17 protein-coding genes are annotated in these 17,041 nt (G+C 41.1%); 5 read left to right on the forward strand and 12 right to left on the reverse strand.

Annotated elements, in window-relative coordinates:
* The first annotated feature begins 85 nt into the window (after positions 1–85).
* The gene (locus tag ACP14Y_RS00075; RefSeq protein WP_424960926.1) at positions 86–379 is read left to right on the forward strand and encodes a thiamine-binding protein; all 294 of its coding nucleotides are present in this window, start codon (positions 86–88) and stop codon (positions 377–379) included.
* Position 380: 1 nt separating this feature from the next.
* Here ACP14Y_RS00075 and ACP14Y_RS00080 read toward each other — a convergent pair whose 3' ends face one another.
* From ACP14Y_RS00080 to ACP14Y_RS00125, 10 genes are all read right to left on the reverse strand, one after another.
* Positions 381–1,772 (reverse strand): COG3014 family protein, encoded by a 1,392-nt coding sequence (locus ACP14Y_RS00080; RefSeq protein WP_424960927.1) that lies wholly within the window; start codon positions 1,770–1,772, stop codon positions 381–383.
* 72 nt (positions 1,773–1,844) lie between these two features.
* On the reverse strand, positions 1,845–2,429 hold the full coding sequence (locus tag ACP14Y_RS00085; RefSeq protein ID WP_349566926.1) for a penicillin-binding protein activator LpoB: 585 nt from the start codon (positions 2,427–2,429) through the stop codon (positions 1,845–1,847).
* A gap of 45 nt (positions 2,430–2,474) precedes the next feature.
* On the reverse strand, positions 2,475–4,841 hold the full coding sequence (locus tag ACP14Y_RS00090) for a TonB-dependent receptor (RefSeq protein WP_424960928.1): 2,367 nt from the start codon (positions 4,839–4,841) through the stop codon (positions 2,475–2,477).
* A 4-nt stretch (positions 4,842–4,845) separates the two neighbouring features.
* On the reverse strand, positions 4,846–5,499 hold the full coding sequence (rpe, locus tag ACP14Y_RS00095) for a ribulose-phosphate 3-epimerase (RefSeq protein WP_424960929.1): 654 nt from the start codon (positions 5,497–5,499) through the stop codon (positions 4,846–4,848).
* Positions 5,499–7,151 carry a S8 family serine peptidase gene (locus ACP14Y_RS00100; RefSeq protein ID WP_424960930.1) on the reverse strand — a complete coding sequence of 551 codons (1,653 nt, stop codon included), beginning with the start codon at positions 7,149–7,151 and terminating at the stop codon, positions 5,499–5,501. Before ACP14Y_RS00100 ends, rpe begins: the two co-directional genes overlap by 1 nt.
* A complete protein-coding gene (locus tag ACP14Y_RS00105; protein WP_424960932.1) occupies positions 7,141–7,902 on the reverse strand; it encodes a hypothetical protein in 762 nt (253 codons plus the stop codon). The genes ACP14Y_RS00100 and ACP14Y_RS00105 overlap by 11 nt, the downstream gene beginning before the upstream one ends.
* A complete protein-coding gene (mnmA, locus tag ACP14Y_RS00110; protein ID WP_424960933.1) occupies positions 7,899–9,017 on the reverse strand; it encodes a tRNA 2-thiouridine(34) synthase MnmA in 1,119 nt (372 codons plus the stop codon). The genes ACP14Y_RS00105 and mnmA overlap by 4 nt, the downstream gene beginning before the upstream one ends.
* A 66-nt stretch (positions 9,018–9,083) precedes the next feature.
* The gene (arsM, locus tag ACP14Y_RS00115; protein ID WP_424960934.1) at positions 9,084–10,058 is read right to left on the reverse strand and encodes an arsenosugar biosynthesis arsenite methyltransferase ArsM; all 975 of its coding nucleotides are present in this window, start codon (positions 10,056–10,058) and stop codon (positions 9,084–9,086) included.
* A gap of 91 nt (positions 10,059–10,149) precedes the next feature.
* Entirely contained in the window at positions 10,150–10,392 is a 243-nt protein-coding gene (locus tag ACP14Y_RS00120; RefSeq protein WP_424960935.1) for a DUF6952 family protein, read from the reverse strand.
* Positions 10,392–10,706 carry a thioredoxin family protein gene (locus ACP14Y_RS00125; RefSeq protein WP_424960936.1) on the reverse strand — a complete coding sequence of 105 codons (315 nt, stop codon included), beginning with the start codon at positions 10,704–10,706 and terminating at the stop codon, positions 10,392–10,394. Before ACP14Y_RS00125 ends, ACP14Y_RS00120 begins: the two co-directional genes overlap by 1 nt.
* Before the next feature lie 86 nt (positions 10,707–10,792).
* Between ACP14Y_RS00125 and ACP14Y_RS00130 the strand changes: the two genes are divergently transcribed.
* Together ACP14Y_RS00130 and ACP14Y_RS00135 are read left to right on the forward strand one after the other, a co-directional pair.
* Entirely contained in the window at positions 10,793–11,398 is a 606-nt protein-coding gene (locus ACP14Y_RS00130) for a hypothetical protein (protein WP_424960937.1), read from the forward strand.
* 46 nt (positions 11,399–11,444) lie between these two features.
* Positions 11,445–13,082 carry a tetratricopeptide repeat protein gene (locus ACP14Y_RS00135; protein ID WP_424960938.1) on the forward strand — a complete coding sequence of 546 codons (1,638 nt, stop codon included), beginning with the start codon at positions 11,445–11,447 and terminating at the stop codon, positions 13,080–13,082.
* 12 nt (positions 13,083–13,094) lie between these two features.
* Here the strand turns inward: ACP14Y_RS00135 and ACP14Y_RS00140 are convergent, their stop codons facing one another.
* Positions 13,095–14,873 (reverse strand): ATP-binding protein, encoded by a 1,779-nt coding sequence (locus ACP14Y_RS00140; RefSeq protein ID WP_424960939.1) that lies wholly within the window; start codon positions 14,871–14,873, stop codon positions 13,095–13,097.
* Between the two features lie 181 nt (positions 14,874–15,054).
* Between ACP14Y_RS00140 and ACP14Y_RS00145 the strand changes: the two genes are divergently transcribed.
* Entirely contained in the window at positions 15,055–15,516 is a 462-nt protein-coding gene (locus ACP14Y_RS00145; RefSeq protein ID WP_424960940.1) for a VOC family protein, read from the forward strand.
* A 38-nt stretch (positions 15,517–15,554) separates the two neighbouring features.
* On the forward strand, positions 15,555–16,061 hold the full coding sequence (locus ACP14Y_RS00150; protein WP_424960941.1) for an exonuclease domain-containing protein: 507 nt from the start codon (positions 15,555–15,557) through the stop codon (positions 16,059–16,061).
* Here the strand turns inward: ACP14Y_RS00150 and ACP14Y_RS00155 are convergent, their stop codons facing one another.
* Positions 16,062–17,003, reverse strand: coding sequence for a LysR substrate-binding domain-containing protein (locus ACP14Y_RS00155; protein ID WP_424960942.1), 942 nt, complete (start codon positions 17,001–17,003; stop codon positions 16,062–16,064).
* Positions 17,004–17,041: the final 38 nt, after the last annotated feature.

Here is a 17,041-nt window from a genome sequence, read left to right on the forward strand (position 1 = left end):
GCCTCAAAATAAAGCCTTTTAACTAAATAGGGAAAAGTCCTCGTCTAAATATTCAAAGATTTATTTTCGCTGGAAATATGATCTTATGACTGACAAAAATATTCAGCTGGCGATACAGGTTGTTCCTCTTGAGCGCGAGGGCAATGTATATGAGAAGATAGATGCTGCTATTGAAGTAATCCAAAATTCAGGGGTAGCATATCTGATCACTCCCATGGAAACGGTGATGCAGGGACCTTATGAAAAACTTCAGCAAGTGGCAAAGGACGCACAGCAAGCACTCGTGGATTCCGGGTGCACAGAGTTTCTGGTAAATATCAAGATGCACATCCGAACAGACAGGGACGTGACCATGGAAGAAAAACGACTCGACAGATAGTTTAGAGTGTTGACTTACTCTCCAGTGACTGATAAGTTTGGAATTGGGTTTTGCCTTTATGTCCTGTAAACGTAAATGTCTGAGAACTCTCTCCTCTTGGTCCTTCCGTATGGAGGGTGACCTCATTCTCCCCTTCTTCTAATGGCACACGTGAATAGTGGATGCTGTGAGGCATGGTTTGCCAGTTTCTGGTGTCCGCTTGTTCGGAAGCAAAGTTGACAAGCCCCACTAGAAACCCGAGTGTTTCATCCTCTTTGCGGACTTGTTTTTCTACCGTCTTTTTAATGGCTACCCGTAACAACCCTTTGCCAAGCTCTTCTAGCATGCGTTCTCGTAAGGTCTTAAAGGCAATTGCATTGATATCTTCGGCTATTTCGAGTGGGTAATAGTAGTTTTCCATTTCCAGGCTTGCGTACTGAAAAAATGGTTCTCGTTCCACGTATTTTGGGAACGCCACTCGGGTACCTGTTAAGTCTGTGATGCTGGCATTGCCATCTTCGCTGGTATCGTAGTAAAATGGAAAGTTCAGGCCATACTCTTCATTCTGAAAGAATACCTGACCTCCGTCTCCTTTCACGGCTACAAAGTTGATGGACCACTCGTCTTTTACAGGAGACAGCCCATTGTGCCAAAAGAAAACCAATTCACCTCCAGTCGCAGGTGATAGCGGTGTGTATTCCATGCCAAGCTCTTCACTGAATTTATCTAACTCCTCAGGGAATCCAGCGAGTGATGCAGTCCTGAGTAAATCCTTTTTCAGTTGTTCTGGAGCGGACAAACCAAACATTTCAGAAAATTCATTTTGATAAATCTCCAAAGAATTCCGGTATGCAATGAAGGCGTTATTATAGTCTCCGGAAGCATCGTAAATGATGCCCATCAGATTGTGGATGAAGGCGTCTTTCTGATACTTATTTTCGGATAAGTACTTATCTCCCAACTCATACAGTCTTTGATTCAACCGCCTGCACTCTATCAATGCCGCATCATAATCTTCCATTTTCAGGAAGTTTAATGCTTTGTAATAAAGCAACATTAAATGTTCGTGATCTTCACCCGGGTAAACGATCAGGTTGGGATTTAAGAAATAAGATGCGGCGAAGTTCAAATAGTTTTTATGATAATCTTCACCAAAAAGGTAAGCTTGCTCCAGCCACTTATTACTTTCCTGATAGTTTCCTAGCAGATGTTCAACCACACCCTGGTTGGCATAGTACAGAAAGCGTGTTTTGCTCTTTGCCGCCTTTTTATTCTGATCCAGGATGTTTGCTGCTTCTTCAATATTGCCTTGCTCAAAATTCTTGTTGAACTCATAATTGAGCTGATAGAACGAAGCGCATCCGCTCAGCAGAATAAATACAGGTATACTGAATATGGTCTTTCTGGAAACCATGAAAGTGTGGTGATTTGGATACGTTGGGAAAAATGTGTTGCAGGGTTACACTACCTCCACAACACATTCGAATTAATTTTTGATGTACTTTTTGATCTCCTTGTCTCCAATCCAAACCTTTTCATTGGTTTCGATATTCGTGAGCTCAAGGTTCACTTTGTAGTTCACCACTTTTTCCTTTTTGTAAGAATCTGTTACAGCCGTGATTACACCAAACATCATGAAGTCAGCTCCCAGTTCTTTTCCCCACTTAGCCTGGGTTTCTGGAGATGCAAACTCACCCTGTTCAGCACGCTCTTCGCGTAGCTTTTCTCTGAATTCTGCATTGGACACGACACGAACAAAGCCTGAGTTGATAAACTCTCTTTCTATGTCTTTGATAAACGTTTCAGATTCAATGTGTTCAGCGCTTTTGTTTTGTACATAGCCAACAATCACAACAGGCTTACGATCATTTTCAATGCGAAAGTCATTGTGCCATGGTCTACCAGTTACATCCTGAATCATTTCTTCGGCTACTAGCTTTGAGTCTGTGTCATTCCATCTACCACTGAGATCAACTTGCTGATCCGGGTTGATTCGGGTTACCTGTCTGTTACATGAAGCCAGCATGACAACAGCTATGAGTATCATGGATAATTGAGTGATTCTATTCATTTCCTTTTTTTAATTATGGTGAAACAAAGATAGGTGAATGATCACCTAAAAGTCTGCGGATATTTTGAAATTCAAAAACCTTGCCGATAATGAATTGGGGATGGCTAATTGTGCCCCCGTGACGTCCTGTATCCAGGAATAGGATAAGGTATTGTCAGCCCCCAGCACATTCAATACTTCCGCTCTTAACCATAAGGTTTTCAGGTACTTATTGTTATTTAGTTCGAATGATTTCGATATCCCCAGATCTACCCGATAGTACTCATCACCTGAGAAAATATTTCTCGCATTTATTTCATTGGGTGGACCTAAAGGATAACCTGAGCCAAACACAGAGTTAACATAAACGCGCATGGTAGGATCTCCCGGAAGGTGATCTTCAAAATAAAACGCCAGGTTAATCCGTTGGTCTGTTGGTCTTCGAATGTATCCTTTATCATCTTCCACTATGTCTTCCTGGGTATTCAAAATCCCCAGACTAAACCAGGATTGCGTGCCCGGTATAAACTCTCCATTAATGCGAAAATCAAATCCATAGGCAAACGCCTCTGTCTCATTATTGGCAAAATATCTGAGTCGCACATTATCGATATCATAAGCAATCATGTTGGTCATGTGCTTGTAGTATCCTTCAACTGAGAACAAGAAAGGCCGATTCCACCAGGTAATCAAGCGCTCCATTGCTCCGATGATGTGTATGGATTGTTGTGCTTGAACATCTTCCTGAATATCTCCATTTTGGTCCCTCAATTCTCGATAAAAAGGTGGCTGGCTGTATTTTCCTGCGGATAACCGAAAAATCGTTTCCTTCTCCCAGTTTGGTTTATATCTATAGATCAGTCGAGGACTAAAAAGTGTTTCATCGTTATAGTCCATGTGGTTGATCCTAGCTCCGACATTCACTGCATGCATAGAGTCTTTGGAGAAAAGCGTGGTTTGAAGGTAACCTGTAATGATATTAGTTTCCAGTTCAAGCTCATTGAAGGTGCTTTCATTTAGGTTAACGAAACCGGCAGAGTCAAGAAAGGAATATTCATTTAACTCATCATCAATAATGTTTCTATTGAAACCAATTCCCGCTTCCAAAATGGACCAATCGGAAAGCAGGTATTCATTTCTCCATTCCGCATTATATATCTGCGCCTCAAGTGTATTCCTTCCGTAATTGAAATTGGTGCCGATTCCCCGTACGACCACACATTCATTGAAGCTGTTCGAGCCCGGATTATTGTCTATGTCGCAGATTCGGTACGCTCCTTCCACGTTGTAATTTTCACGTTCTGATGTATAAACACCTGATACTATCCATCGGCTCAGAAACCGGTTGGACCATTTGTGAGACAGGTTAAATCCACTTTGATAGGTATCATAATCCAATTCCTCTCTCCCATCAAATGCGGTCTGTATTCTTAGGTTTTGGGAAACCGATCCAAAATCAGTGGTTTGGGATACCGGTAGAGTCAGGTATCGATTTCTTCCATATGAAAGCAGCCAGTTGAGTTTGGTTCGGTTAATTTGTTCACTTCCCTTTCCCGTTAAATCAAATGTGAAAAAACCTTGTATATCGCTGTAAGTAGGCAGGTACTGACCATCAGTCTCCAGCGTATTCAACAAGTATCTTGAGTCTCTATGGCGTGCACCAAACAGATATTGCACATGATCATTAATCCGATTTCCGATGAAAGCGGAACCTCCCAGCAATCCAAAATTAATCTGACCTTCGAGTGACTCTGGTTCTTTGTAATCGATATTTAAGGACGATGAGAGTTTATCACCGTATTTAGATTCCCAACCTCCTGCATAGAAGTCAATATCACCCACCAGGTCCGGGTTGACAAAACTGAGTCCTTCCTGTCGGCCAGCATTGGCCAGAAATGGACGGTAAACCGGGATATCGTTTACATAGACCAGGTTTTCATCAAAATTTCCACCTCGAACATTATACGCAGAGGACAATTCATTATTGCCAGCCACCCCCGGGAGTGTGAGTAGCACCTTATTAAAATCCCCAAAAGCAGATGGTAGGTTCTTTGCGGACTTAGCATCAATCTTAGTAGCCGGGTCAATGGGATCGCGATCCCTTTCGCCTGATACTTCCACATCATCCAATTGGGTAGTTTTCGGTTTCATGGTGACGATAAAATCACTTACTCCGGTAGGGATCTCTGAAAGTTCATACGACCCATACTGAACATGTGAGAAGATCAGATTGTAGGTTCCTGAATCCAACTCTAGCAAAAAGTACCCATCCAGATTGGAAACCGTGCCTTTCGTCCTGTCGTTTTTTAGTATGACGCTGACAGCCGGAATCGGTTCTCCTTCCTCATCCACAATCCTTCCTTCAATTACCTCATTTTGCGCGACAAGTGGGATTGAAATGAAGAGAAATACTAGCAGCGTTAGCGATCTCAAGGGATTACGCTTTTTTGAGGTTTGCGATGGTTTGGGCCGGATCATCAGATTTAAAAACGAAACTTCCTGCCACTAGCATATCTGCACCCGCATTAAAAAGCTCACCAGCGTTCTGATCGTTTACACCTCCATCAATCTCAATGATGATTTCCGGATTGATTTCATCGACCATCTTTTTGAGCTTTCGCGTTTTTTCAAACGTCGTTTCAATGAATTTCTGTCCACCAAAACCAGGATTTACAGACATAAGCAGCACTAAATCAACGTATGGAAGAATCTCCTCCAGAGCACTCACTGGACGGTGTGGGTTGATCACCACCCCTGCTTTTGCTCCCAGTTTTCTAATCTCAGTGACGGTACGGTGTAGGTGTCTGCAAGCCTCTTCGTGAACGGTGATAATCTCCGCTCCTGCTTTCATGCAATCTTCCAGGTAAGGATCAGCATGCTCAATCATCAGATGAAAGTCCATCGGTTTTTTTGCATGTTTGTGGATGGCCTGACATACCGGAAAGCCGAAAGAAATATTAGGAACAAACACCCCATCCATGATATCAATGTGGATGTAATCCGCTTCGCTGTTATTAAGCATTTCTACTTCCTGCTGCACGTTACCAAAGTCTGCAGCAAGAAATGATGGGGCGATGAGCTTTTTGGACATTAGAAATTGATGAGTTTGACGATCTTTTGATTATTTCCTGTTTGCAAGAATAAGAAATAAACTCCTTGTTGACTACCGTCAATGGTCAATTCCATGTTTTCTTTGATGTCCTTCCGTTTAAATTCCTTATTGAAGACCAGACTTCCTTTAGGATCCAGAATGCGGATTTGCATGCCTTCTTTAAACTTTCCTTTTGTAATTAGGTAAAGGGTATCCCCAACAAATGGGTTTGGATAAAAGGTGACTTTGTCTTCAAGGATGTCGTTGATGTTCAATGCTTTGACATCTTTTGCATAGATGTAATTAGGAACTCCCCATCCTAGCATGTTATCGGGGGTGCCATCCAGGTGGCCTGATTCTTTAATTGCAGCTATTACTTCATTATAGGATCTTTCAGGGTTCATCTGCCAGATGCATGCAGCAAAACCCGCAATCAAAGGAGAAGCGAAGCTTGTACCACCACCCCTTTCAATCGAGCCACTTCCCCTCATTACTGCCGTGCCATCACCAAAAGCAGAAACATCAGGTTTAATTCGTCCATCAGTTGAAGGACCAACAGAACTAAAATCTGAACGTTCGAAATTAGGATCCACACTTCCAACAGCCAAAATTCTGTTGGCGTCTGCTGGATGGCTAATCAGATTGCCAGGAGGTGTTCTTCTTCCACTATTACCAGCACTCGTTACCACTACCATACCTTTCTTAGCAGCCATTTCAGCCGCTATGGACACGATCGCTGTTTTCCCATCCAGATCTTCATTGGTATAATCATGTGCCGAAATATCAAATGTACTGTACCCTAATGAGGCATTGATCACATCAGCTCCAAGGCTATCAGCAAACTCAGCACCGAGCAGCCAGTTGTACTCTTCCACCCGATCTTCACTTCCGCCTTCTTCTGTGACACACAGAATAAAATCAGCTTCAGGAGCTACGCCAATCAGGTCACCTTCCGAAGAAGTATAATTTGAAGCGATAATGGAAAAAACGGATGTACCATGATCTCCGAACTGAAACACATTGCCTGAATTCTCAACAAAATCTTTCGTAGCAACAATTCGATCATTGTCCCAGAGATGTTGAAATGGAGTGAATTGATTCACTCCTGTGAAGCCATTATCCAGCACTGCTATGAGCATCCCTTGTCCTTTGATGTTGTCTTCATGCATCTTGTCAGCTCCTAGCATGACCAGCTGTATATCTGAATTCCCTCCCACTGCTACAGGCGGGTCAAAAGATTCCGGATTTGGAGGAATATCCTTTTCATAACTTAGTCTAGTCGTGTCTGCTATCCAGGCTATGCTATCTACAAATGACAACAGAGAAATGTCGTCAAGCAGAGTGGTATCGGCATTGACTAATGCGCCATTCATCCATCTGGAAGTAAAAAAAACATCTATTCCGGCATCCTTGAGTCCCTGAACATAAGTCGGGGAGACTGGTAAATCTTCTTCGGTAATGCTTATGCCCTGATTATTCCTTCGGTCGATGGCTCGTTGCGTCAAAAAATCTTCCGGATTGGAGATGGAATATGGATATAAATCCCCGGACTTATCAGTGAAATAAACAAAATACCTATTAACCTGGCTCTGTGAAAAACCAATTTGAGCACACAGAAAGAAAGTAATTAACCAACAAAACTTATTCTTCATTTCCTATTTCAATTAATGTCTGTCGCAGAGCTCTACCTGCAATTACTTCTCCAAGGTCTGGCCCACAATCACTGGAAGTGCACTTCTTTTGAGTTAGATAGTTTTTTTCAACCAAACCGATACCTTTCACATACGCTTCACTTCTTAAATCTACACCAGTGACGTTTTCTTCAACATCTTCAATGACCACCTGAATTTGATCATCCAATGTAAGAGAATCAGCCAAGAGGGTGTCAATAGATTCATAATAATAGATCTGCTCTGTCCTACTATTTAAACTGTTTCCATCCCATTCTTTTCCTTCCTTTACAGGGAAGGTCAATTTGATAAACGGAATGTTGTTTTCCGTGATGGAAAGATAATTAGTAGTCCTCGTGACTGTCCAGACAGAGTCACTTTCCCACTCATCTAGTTCATTTTCACGAATATCCCTTCTTAAGAGATAGGTAGTTTGATCATTCGAAGGAATGGAATCTGTGATTATTTCCCGAAGTTGATAAATGGCTGTATCAAAACCAGTGATGAGGTAGTTGATCTCTTCTACATCGTAAACCCGATAATTGCCAACGACTAATGGATAAAAGTCATATCCTACGGTTTCCGGGCCAACTTCTTTTGATGAGTTGCAGGAGGTTGTAAAGGTCAGAAGGAATATCAAAAACATCCATATAATCCCGAATCGTCGAACCGCCTCAAGTGGATAATTCTTCTTCGAAGGGGGCAAGGTGGATGTATGATTAAATGTTATCAATTTTCTCTATTCTGGTGAAAGCTTGAGGTAATCCAACCGCCACCAATCACATCATCACCTTCGTAGAAAACGGCAGCCTGACCTGGAGCAATGGCACTAACCCCATTTCCAAAATATACTTTCATGGTATCTCCAACCTGTTCAATAACGGCAGGGTTACCCTTGTCATTGTATCGTACTTTTGTGATGGTGTCTTTTCGTTCCCCTTCAATGCTAGCATATTTCTGCATGTTAAGCTGCTTTACATACATACCATCGCGACTTAATTCATCAAATGTTCCTAAAACCACACGATTTGTATCTTTCTGTATTTCAGTCACATATACCGGATATCCTAAAGCGATACCTAAGCCTTTTCGCTGGCCGACCGTGTAGAATGGATAACCTTCATGCTTACCAACTATTTCACCTGTTCCTTCCAGTACAAACTCTCCTCCAGCTACCTCTTTTTCCATCTCAGGTACTCTTCTCTTGAGGAATCCACGGTAATCATTATCAGGAACAAAGCATATTTCGTACGATTCAGATTTAGATACCAGCTCATAGAACTCTCGTTCCCTGGCCATATCATAGATTTCCGATTTCTTGAGATGTCCAAGAGGATACTTGGTTCGACTCAGGCTTTCCTGTGAAATTCCCCACAAAGCATAGGATTGATCTTTGTATCCATCAACACCACGAGAAACGACAAATCGATCGTTCTCTTCACGAATATTTGCGTAATGGCCTGTGGCTATGTATTCACAATCCAGCTTATCGGCTCTTCTAAGCAAAGCGTCCCATTTAATATGGGTATTGCACATCACACATGGGTTGGGCGTTCTGCCAGCCATGTATTCGTCAGTGAAATAGTCGATGACAGCATCACCAAACTCTTCTCTGATGTCTACGATAAAATGTGGAAATCCAAGGTTTACGGCAATGTTTCGTGCGTCGTTAATGGAATCCAGACTACAACAGCCTGTTTCTTTGCTACTTCCTCCTGAGGTCTGATAATCCCATGTTTTCATGGTCATCCCTATCACCTCGTATCCTTCTTCGTGGAGCATCACTGCGGCGAGTGAGCTATCTATGCCGCCACTCATGGCGACTAAAATTCGTCCTTTTTTACTCATTGTTTCGTACTTCTGCCGGGTTCACAGCCACGGTTTATACAAATATTTATGCAAAGGTAGTGCTAATCAGCAACACCCACCACCATCATAGAAATAAGTACTCTCGCTGACATAAATATCTTGGTTTTTTAGCGCCCCCAAATTGCCAGCAGTTTTATCGCAAACAGACAATGGTTGATTATACATTAATACATGCCCTGCATGATCATCAAAATATTCCTGCTGTCCGGTGTATATGGCCGTCTTCCCAGTAAAAACACAGGGACCATCAGCTGGCATAGGATCTTTAATTGCACATACTTCCACACTCTCTATATGAATCGGCTTTTCTGTATCATAATGCTTGGTATCCAGGATTCTATATGGTCGTTTGGCTCTTATTTCTACAGTGCCGAAACCCACTTCCGTGATCATGTCGATATACTGTTTTAATGGCAATGCCCCACTTAAACATAACCCCCTTAATTCCGGATCATTCTTAAGCTTTTCTGGCATCTCATCCTCTGAAACTGGGTCAGACAATACCAATCGGCCATGTGGTTTGAGGACACGGTACATTTCTTGTAAAGCCTTTTTCAAATCTTCTTCCTTGAAAATATTGAATAGACAGTTTTGAGCCGCCACGTCAATAGAATTATCTTCTACTGGTAGATTCAATGCATCTCCTTTTCGCAAGCTGACAAAATCAGATTGAAACCATTCGTTTGAGGCCTCAGCTTCTTTGAAATTACGTTTACAAGCCTCCAGCATTTCATCAACGACATCCACACCAACGACCCCTTCTGTTTGTCTGCTGAAATATGAGAATTGTAACAGCTCCATCCCACCACCAACGCCCACGTACAAGATTTTTGGGTTGTTGATGAGATCACGAGGGTGCACGGTGCTGCCACATCCATAGTTCATCTCCTGCATGATGCGGGGGATATCCAAGCCCGGAAATGCCCAAATGGGAGTCGTGGTGCAACAGAGACCTATATCCGGTGTTTCTGCTGCACGTTTATATATGTCTTTGGTGGTATCTAAATATGCTGTTTCCATAAAATCAAATGTTGCTTGGCTAAGATAGCTGAGTCACATACGTGGTAAATAGATTGGACGGATTTTAAGTATGCAATGTCAGCCAGATTTCCTATGAGATGGAATTACGAACCCTACCGGTGTATTCTCTAAGAGCCGTCTTGAAATCCACGTTGTTTTCTTCCATACTTTGGATGATCTCTATTGCAGCGTAAGCATGTGTAAGCTGCTCACCTTCATCTTCTCCTGGGATCTCAATTTGGGGAGTCTGTTCTTCTGCAATGGCTGCTTCTGCTTTCTCCAGTTCCTCTTTTGAATACTTCTCAACAAGTTGCTTAATAACAGGTATCTTCATTAGAGTTCGTTTATTAGTTCAACCACTGTATCTTCTTTACTGGTGGCCTGGCCCGCTACTAATTCACCATTTTTGAAGGTAGCAAAAAATGGAAGATTTGTCACCCCTGCCAGTTTACGAGCTCCCGGGCTTTTCTCGGCATTTACATCAAGGAAAGAGACATCCTTAAAGCGATCATCTTCAGACAGTCTTCTGAATTTTGGAGCAAACAAGCGACAGCTCCCACACCAGTCGGCGAAATATTTTACCACCACTTTCTCATGGTTGTCTATTGTGCTTTTGAAGTCTTCGTCAGTTTTTAATTCTACGGCCATTTTTATGTTTTTCGTGTCAAAACAGCAAATTAATTCAAAATGTTTCGAATGGTTGATTTTCTTTGCGCGAGAAAATATTTCATCTCATGGCACTCAAGACTTTTGTCAAAATCAGTAATATAAGCAACCTCTCTGACGCACGATATTGTGCAGGAATGATGGTTGATGTTTTAGGTTTTAATATTGATCCAAACTCATCGACGCATGTGGCTGAAGATGATTTCAAAGAAATCACTGAATGGGTGGCAGGAGTGAAATTTGCTGGTGAATTTCATGACTCCTCTATCGAACAGATAAAAGAAGCCATAAAAAAATACCCAGTAGACTACATCGAGATTGCTGATCTGGATCTGGTAGAAAAGGTTGGGCTTCTTGGAAAACCCCTCATTTTTCGTTTGTCCATAACGAATGAAGAAGACCTGTCTAAAATAAAGTCAACCCTTAGCTATCTGGATGAACTCACTAAACTTGTTCTGTTTCACTGTGACAATGAAAATCTATTTGATCAGATAGACGCTCAGATTGGTTTTTATAATGGAAATCTGAAGTTAATGAAGGGTTATGGTATCACAGCAGATGTTAGTCTCGGTAATTTCCCCGGATTGGCACTGGAAGCTACGGAAGAAGATCGCCCTGGATTTAAGGATTACGGTCAGATCATGGATGTATTAGAGCTGATCGAAGAGGATTAACCTGCTATTATTTAACTTTCTGGTAGGAAGAAACTGCGCTACCTTCATGAAATGCTTCATTATCATTTGGGCCCTTGGCATCTCATTACGTGTCCACGCTCAAATCGATGAAATAAAAGAGGTACTTGAGACTAAACCCGAAAGTGAAGAAACGGCTATATGGCTTTGTGATACAGCATTTACTTTTTATGGTAATAATCCACTGCTGACGCAACAAATTGCTGAACTAGCTTTGGACAAAGCAACTGAATGGAACTTCGATTTAGCCAAAGCACGTGCCAATCACGTCATTGGCATATCATATTGGGCACGGGATGTTTATGATAGTGCCATTTCCTATTACCTGGATGCTCTTGAATATTACGAAGAGCTGGACCTTCAGCGTGGCATAGCACTCATAAATCTTAATATTGGTACCATTTATGATGACCTGGGACAATCAGAGCGTGGAAAACCCTACGTTCTTGAAAGTTTAGATATTATACGGACTTTAGGCGATTCCATCAACCTGGGTAGAGGCTTGAATAATCTGGCTGTGATCTACAGTAACATTGGCGATCAGGATTCAGCAATCCACTTTTTCAGAGAAACCATGCAAATCAGAAAAAAGATTAACGACTCGATTGGAGTTGCCAGAGCGCATAACAATATCGCTGATGTTTATCTGGATGGCAATCCGGATATTGGCTACTCTGACAATCTGGAGGCATACAGTCATCTGGTGGAAGCAATGAAATTCATCCAAGAAGGTGACGATAATAACTTGCTTACAACCATTTATGCGAATCTGGGGAAAACCTTGTTTGAGATGAACCGCTTTGACGAGGCGGAAGCGTATCTTCAAAATGGGTTGGCTTTGGCTCAGGAAATTGATTCTCGCCTTAGTCAGCAATTGATCTACGGATACATGAGACAATTATCCGAGAAGAAGGGAGATTTTGAAAATGCGTTTCACCACTTTAAAAAAGAGGTAGAGCTGGATAATGAGCAACGAAGTTCCGATATCACCGAAAAAATTGATTTGCTCAATATTCAATATGAAACAGAAAGACGAGATCGCCAACTGGCAGAACTAGAGAAGCAAAAGGCTATAGATCGTGGGATCAGAAATAACCTGATTACTGCTTCTGTCTCTATTATTTTAATCGCTTCCCTCCTCTTTTATTCATTTTATCAGAAGAACAAAAGAGGGAAACTAGCGAGTCAGTTGAAATTGCAGATGCTTAAAGAGGAAATTGGAGCGAAGAATAAAGAAATCACTTCCTACACGATGAGTTTTCTTCAAAAGAATCAACTCATGGAGGAGTTGAAAGAAAAGATACAGGAATTGAGAAAAAGCTCAACTCCTGATACCAATAAGGAGCTTACCAGAATCAATCGTATTGTTGATAACACCTTTCGATCAGATGATGAATGGAAGATCTTTCAGCTCACTTTTGATCAGATGCATGATGGTTTCTTTAGAGAACTGAAAAACAGGTATCCAGATATTAGCAATGCTGAACTCAAGCTTTGTGCGCTACTAAGGATGAATATGAATTTGAAAGAGTCAGCTAAGGTTCTGGGTATTGAACCAGATAGCGTTAAAACATCACGCTATCGATTAAGAAAGAAGTTGGGACTGAAAACAGAAGATAACCTGGTAGATTTCCTGATTAAGTTTGAAGAGCAGATGAAAGCGTAAGTATTTAAACCTCTAATCAGCAGGTTGCCTCAAATACACATGAAAAGTGGTGCCCTTGTTTACTTCCGTTTCGTAAGCCACTTTTCCTCCCATCCTTTCGGTAAATAGTTTAACGATTGAAAGACCAAGACCTATGGACATTTCTCCTTTCGTTGGTTTAGCGCTCAATTGCTGGTATTTGCGGAACAGCTTTTTTTGATCGTCAGGTGTAAGACCAGGGCCCTGATCAGCAACTGAAATTCTTACCATATTATTCTCTGGTCTTGCTAAAATTTCAACCTCAGAATTGATGGGGCTGTATTTGATGGCATTAGAAACCAGATTTTCAATAACCTGTTGAGAATAGACTTTATCGGCTCGAACCTTCAAATCATCTGCAAGATCTGTTCGAATGTTAATGAATTTGTCAGATGCCTTAGTGGCATTTTGCTTCACTATCTGATCAATGATTTCATTCATGTCGAATACCTCATTCTTTATGTTGAGTTTTCCCGTTTCAATTGCGTCAACATCTAAAACCTTATCAATCATTGATCTCATTCTCTCGGATGATTCCAGAATGAAGCCAAGCAATCTGTTGCCTTGATCACTTAATTTTTCACTTGATTCAATGATCTGTGAGCCATTAAGAATATTTGAAAGCGGAGAACGCAGATCATGGGCCAGTATTTGAATAAGGCTGTTTTTCTCCTCGTTAAGCATCCTTAATTGCTCATTAGCATCTTCAGCCAGTTTTCGTTGTGCGCGCAATCTGGCGTTGTTCTTAGATTTGACCCGATACAATGCAAACAGCAATCCTAACACGATCAGAACAACAATAATGATACTAGCCAATACAAGTGTTAGTATTTCAGAATTTTGATCACGACGGGAAGCTTCCAAAAGTCTCTCATATTGAGCCTCTTTTTCTCTGTTCGAAAGCACAATTTCCTCCAGAGGTCCTATTTCTGCAGATTTTGATATTCGGTCAATTATTTGCGAAGCATTGCTTCCGAGATACCTGGTAATAATGACCTGTTTATCCTTCTGGAATTGATCACTATTGAAGTAATCATCAACAGGTACTTTCCAGTCGCTACCCTTCGAGAAAACTAATGCCAGTCCTTCCAGCTTAATCGGCATAAAGAACTGCCTTTTAACATTCGTATTGTTGTCCACAGCTACCAGGAAATTCGCAATATCCACGTATCCGAAACTATTGGGCACCTGACTTATCTTATCAATGATATTCCCGCTATTTTTAACATAATCAATGGTAAAATCAATATTTAACTTCCTCTTTAGCTCATTCAAAGCTTCAACTAAAGTGGTATTTGTAATTGAAATAGCAGTGTTGTTTTGCAAGATGCTTCTAAGCTCATCAATGCTCAAGGCGATTGGCATGTTGGCGTTAGATATCAAAACAGCCACATCCGCCATATACGGGGAGGTAAAGTTTAAATACTCGCTTCTTTTCTTGGTAATAGATATTGATGATGCGCCGAAAGTTCCTCCCGTACCCTCACGCACAATTTGAATCACTTCCTCAAAGCCATCTGTTTCAATCCATTTTAATTCAATGGAGAGGTCATATTTTTCATTTAAATAGTCAATGAAGGATACCGCAAGGTCATGCTCTATACCGTCGATTATATCCAGTGAATTTTCAATGATCACGTTATTTGGATACCAATAAAACTCAACTGTCCCTTTCTTTTGCTTTAATATATCTGACCAATTATCCCCATTGGCTGTTACTTCTCCGAATGAGATGAAGAATAACAAGACATATAATAAGCGCCTGAATCGCATTAAAAGAAAGATGATTTAGACCCAAAATTAGACCTGAACCAGCCTTTTAGGGACGGAAGATTCAAATAAACTACGAATAATCCACGCTTTTAGATGAATGTATCATTGAACGGGTTAAAATCATACCCGATTTAATCGTTAATCTTTTCGCTCTTGTTCGCGTATTAATTCCTTAAAAAAAATGCGACCCCTCATTACTCTCACATTCGTATGCCTAACGATTTTAGGTTATTGCCAAAATGTAAAACCATATTTTACAGCAATCATCGTTGAAGACATTGAACTTTCTAAAACCTGGTATGCCGAAAACTTTGGGTTTTCAGTCCTGAATGAAATGGCTAATGAAGAAAATGGTTTTAAGCAGGCCAACCTTCAATTAGGTGATGGTATTCTTCTGGAATTGTTGGAAATCAAAGGAGTTTCTAACAAAAATGCTGAGGGTGAACTTAAAGAGCTTCCCAGGTTTTCTCCCGGACTCTTTAAAATTGGTTTTTTAGTAAAGGATTTTGATCAAAAGGTCAATGATCTTCGGGTTGCAGATGTAGAATTTCATGGGGATATTGTTCGGGATCAAAAGCTGAACAAGCGTATGGTGATTATAAAGGATCCTGATGGTAACTTCATTCAATTATTTGAAAATTAGTTAGCCTTTGCATGAGTGTGATTGTTTAGCTTTAACTCATGCCTCTCGAATCATTCTCAGCTCTTGATTTTGAAACTGCTACGTGGAGTCCCGCTAGCGTTTGTCAGGTAGGAATTGTAAGAATGGAAAATGGTGAAATTGTGGAGAAGATCAATCGGTTGATTCAGCCTCCTAAAAATGAATACTTCTATAAGAATATTGAAGTGCATGGCATTCAGCCTGACGATACCAAGGATGCACCCCTCTTTGAAGAGGTTTGGTTCGATTTCAGGCATTTAATCGAGGATCAGATAGTGGTGGCTCACAATGCCAATTTTGATGTCAACTGCCTGAGAAGCAGCCTGGCATATTATGATATTGTTCAGCCTGATTTCGAGGTTCGATGCACAAGAGTAATTTACCGCAGAGGGTTGGCTTATTTAAGCAAGAAATACAAAATCCCGTTAAATCATCATGATGCCTTTAGCGATGCGCATGCATGTGCACAGCTTTATTTGATGCATTTGAGACGTCAGGCCTTACCAAAGACCGGGTCGCTTTTTTGATCACCAATCAACTGTAATCCCCGGATCTACGACTTCTCTCCCACTTCTTTCTTTCATACGGGCAGGAATACTTTCTTTAATTGTTGTGATCAAAGCATCAAACAGGTGCTCCTTGCCGCTTAATTTTCGACTCACAAATCCTATTTCTCTTATTTTGTCATCCAACAAAGCCAGGTGCCTTTCCTGATCAGAACCTAAACTTAAAGTTGTAAGCTCAGGAAGTATAGTCGCTCCTCCATAATGATCCACCATGCGGATCAGCGAGTCTATGCTGCTACACAGATACTTTAGTCTGGTAGCAGATTTGATATTTTTATAGGAACAAATGTCATTCACCTGATCTCTGAAACAATTACCTTCTTCAAGTAACCATAAATTCTCTATTTCAATATTCGAAATATTGTAACTTTTAGAGGTATCAAACTGCTCATCATTCTTATACAAAAAGAAAGATTCATAAAACAGCGGATTGACAGCTATCCCTTGTCGTTCAATTGGCGTAGAAATAATACCCCCATCAAGTTCCCCTAGTCTGATTTGCTGTAGAATTTGCTCCGTTAGCTGTTCATGGATTTCTATGGTAATGGAAGGATACTTATTGGTGAACTCATCTATAAACAAGGGAATCAGAAAAGGAGAAAGCGTTGGGATCACACCTAATTTGAGCACACCCTCAAATTCATTGCCCAGACTGATGGCATAGGCTTTTAATTGCTTGCTAGCTGAAACAATTTCACCGGCTTGCAATAGAAATTTAAGACCTTGTTCCGTCGGCTCAATCTTCGATTTGGAACGATCGAAAAGGGAAATTCCAATCTCATTCTCCAGGTTTTTGATTTGCAGACTAAGTGCCGGCTGGGTCATGCCTAATGATTTTGCGGCATGGGTAAATGATCCCAGACGTTCCAGCGTGAGTGCATATTCCAATTGCTGTAGATTCATAAGAAAATTTAATGACCTTATTTAAGTCATAAATATAT

Source organism: Ekhidna sp. (genome assembly GCF_965247405.1).
Lineage (GTDB): Bacteria > Bacteroidota > Bacteroidia > Cytophagales > Cyclobacteriaceae > Ekhidna.

Bases quoted from the DNA above. Each gene is read 5' to 3' on its own strand.
- ACP14Y_RS00100 (WP_424960930.1), bottom strand. From the start codon at position 7,151: ATGAAGAATAAGTTTTGTTGGTTAATTACTTTCTTTCTGTGTGCTCAA.
- ACP14Y_RS00145 (WP_424960940.1), top strand. From the start codon at position 15,055: ATGCGACCCCTCATTACTCTCACATTCGTATGCCTAACGATTTTAGGT.
- ACP14Y_RS00140 (WP_424960939.1), bottom strand. From the start codon at position 14,873: ATGCGATTCAGGCGCTTATTATATGTCTTGTTATTCTTCATCTCATTC.
- ACP14Y_RS00120 (WP_424960935.1), bottom strand. From the start codon at position 10,392: ATGAAGATACCTGTTATTAAGCAACTTGTTGAGAAGTATTCAAAAGAG.
- ACP14Y_RS00125 (WP_424960936.1), bottom strand. From the start codon at position 10,706: ATGGCCGTAGAATTAAAAACTGACGAAGACTTCAAAAGCACAATAGAC.
- ACP14Y_RS00085 (WP_349566926.1), bottom strand. From the start codon at position 2,429: ATGAATAGAATCACTCAATTATCCATGATACTCATAGCTGTTGTCATG.
- ACP14Y_RS00075 (WP_424960926.1), top strand. From the start codon at position 86: ATGACTGACAAAAATATTCAGCTGGCGATACAGGTTGTTCCTCTTGAG.
- ACP14Y_RS00080 (WP_424960927.1), bottom strand. From the start codon at position 1,772: ATGGTTTCCAGAAAGACCATATTCAGTATACCTGTATTTATTCTGCTG.
- mnmA (WP_424960933.1), bottom strand. From the start codon at position 9,017: ATGAGTAAAAAAGGACGAATTTTAGTCGCCATGAGTGGCGGCATAGAT.
- ACP14Y_RS00130 (WP_424960937.1), top strand. From the start codon at position 10,793: ATGGCACTCAAGACTTTTGTCAAAATCAGTAATATAAGCAACCTCTCT.
- ACP14Y_RS00150 (WP_424960941.1), top strand. From the start codon at position 15,555: ATGCCTCTCGAATCATTCTCAGCTCTTGATTTTGAAACTGCTACGTGG.
- arsM (WP_424960934.1), bottom strand. From the start codon at position 10,058: ATGGAAACAGCATATTTAGATACCACCAAAGACATATATAAACGTGCA.
- ACP14Y_RS00135 (WP_424960938.1), top strand. From the start codon at position 11,445: ATGAAATGCTTCATTATCATTTGGGCCCTTGGCATCTCATTACGTGTC.
- ACP14Y_RS00155 (WP_424960942.1), bottom strand. From the start codon at position 17,003: ATGAATCTACAGCAATTGGAATATGCACTCACGCTGGAACGTCTGGGA.
- rpe (WP_424960929.1), bottom strand. From the start codon at position 5,499: ATGTCCAAAAAGCTCATCGCCCCATCATTTCTTGCTGCAGACTTTGGT.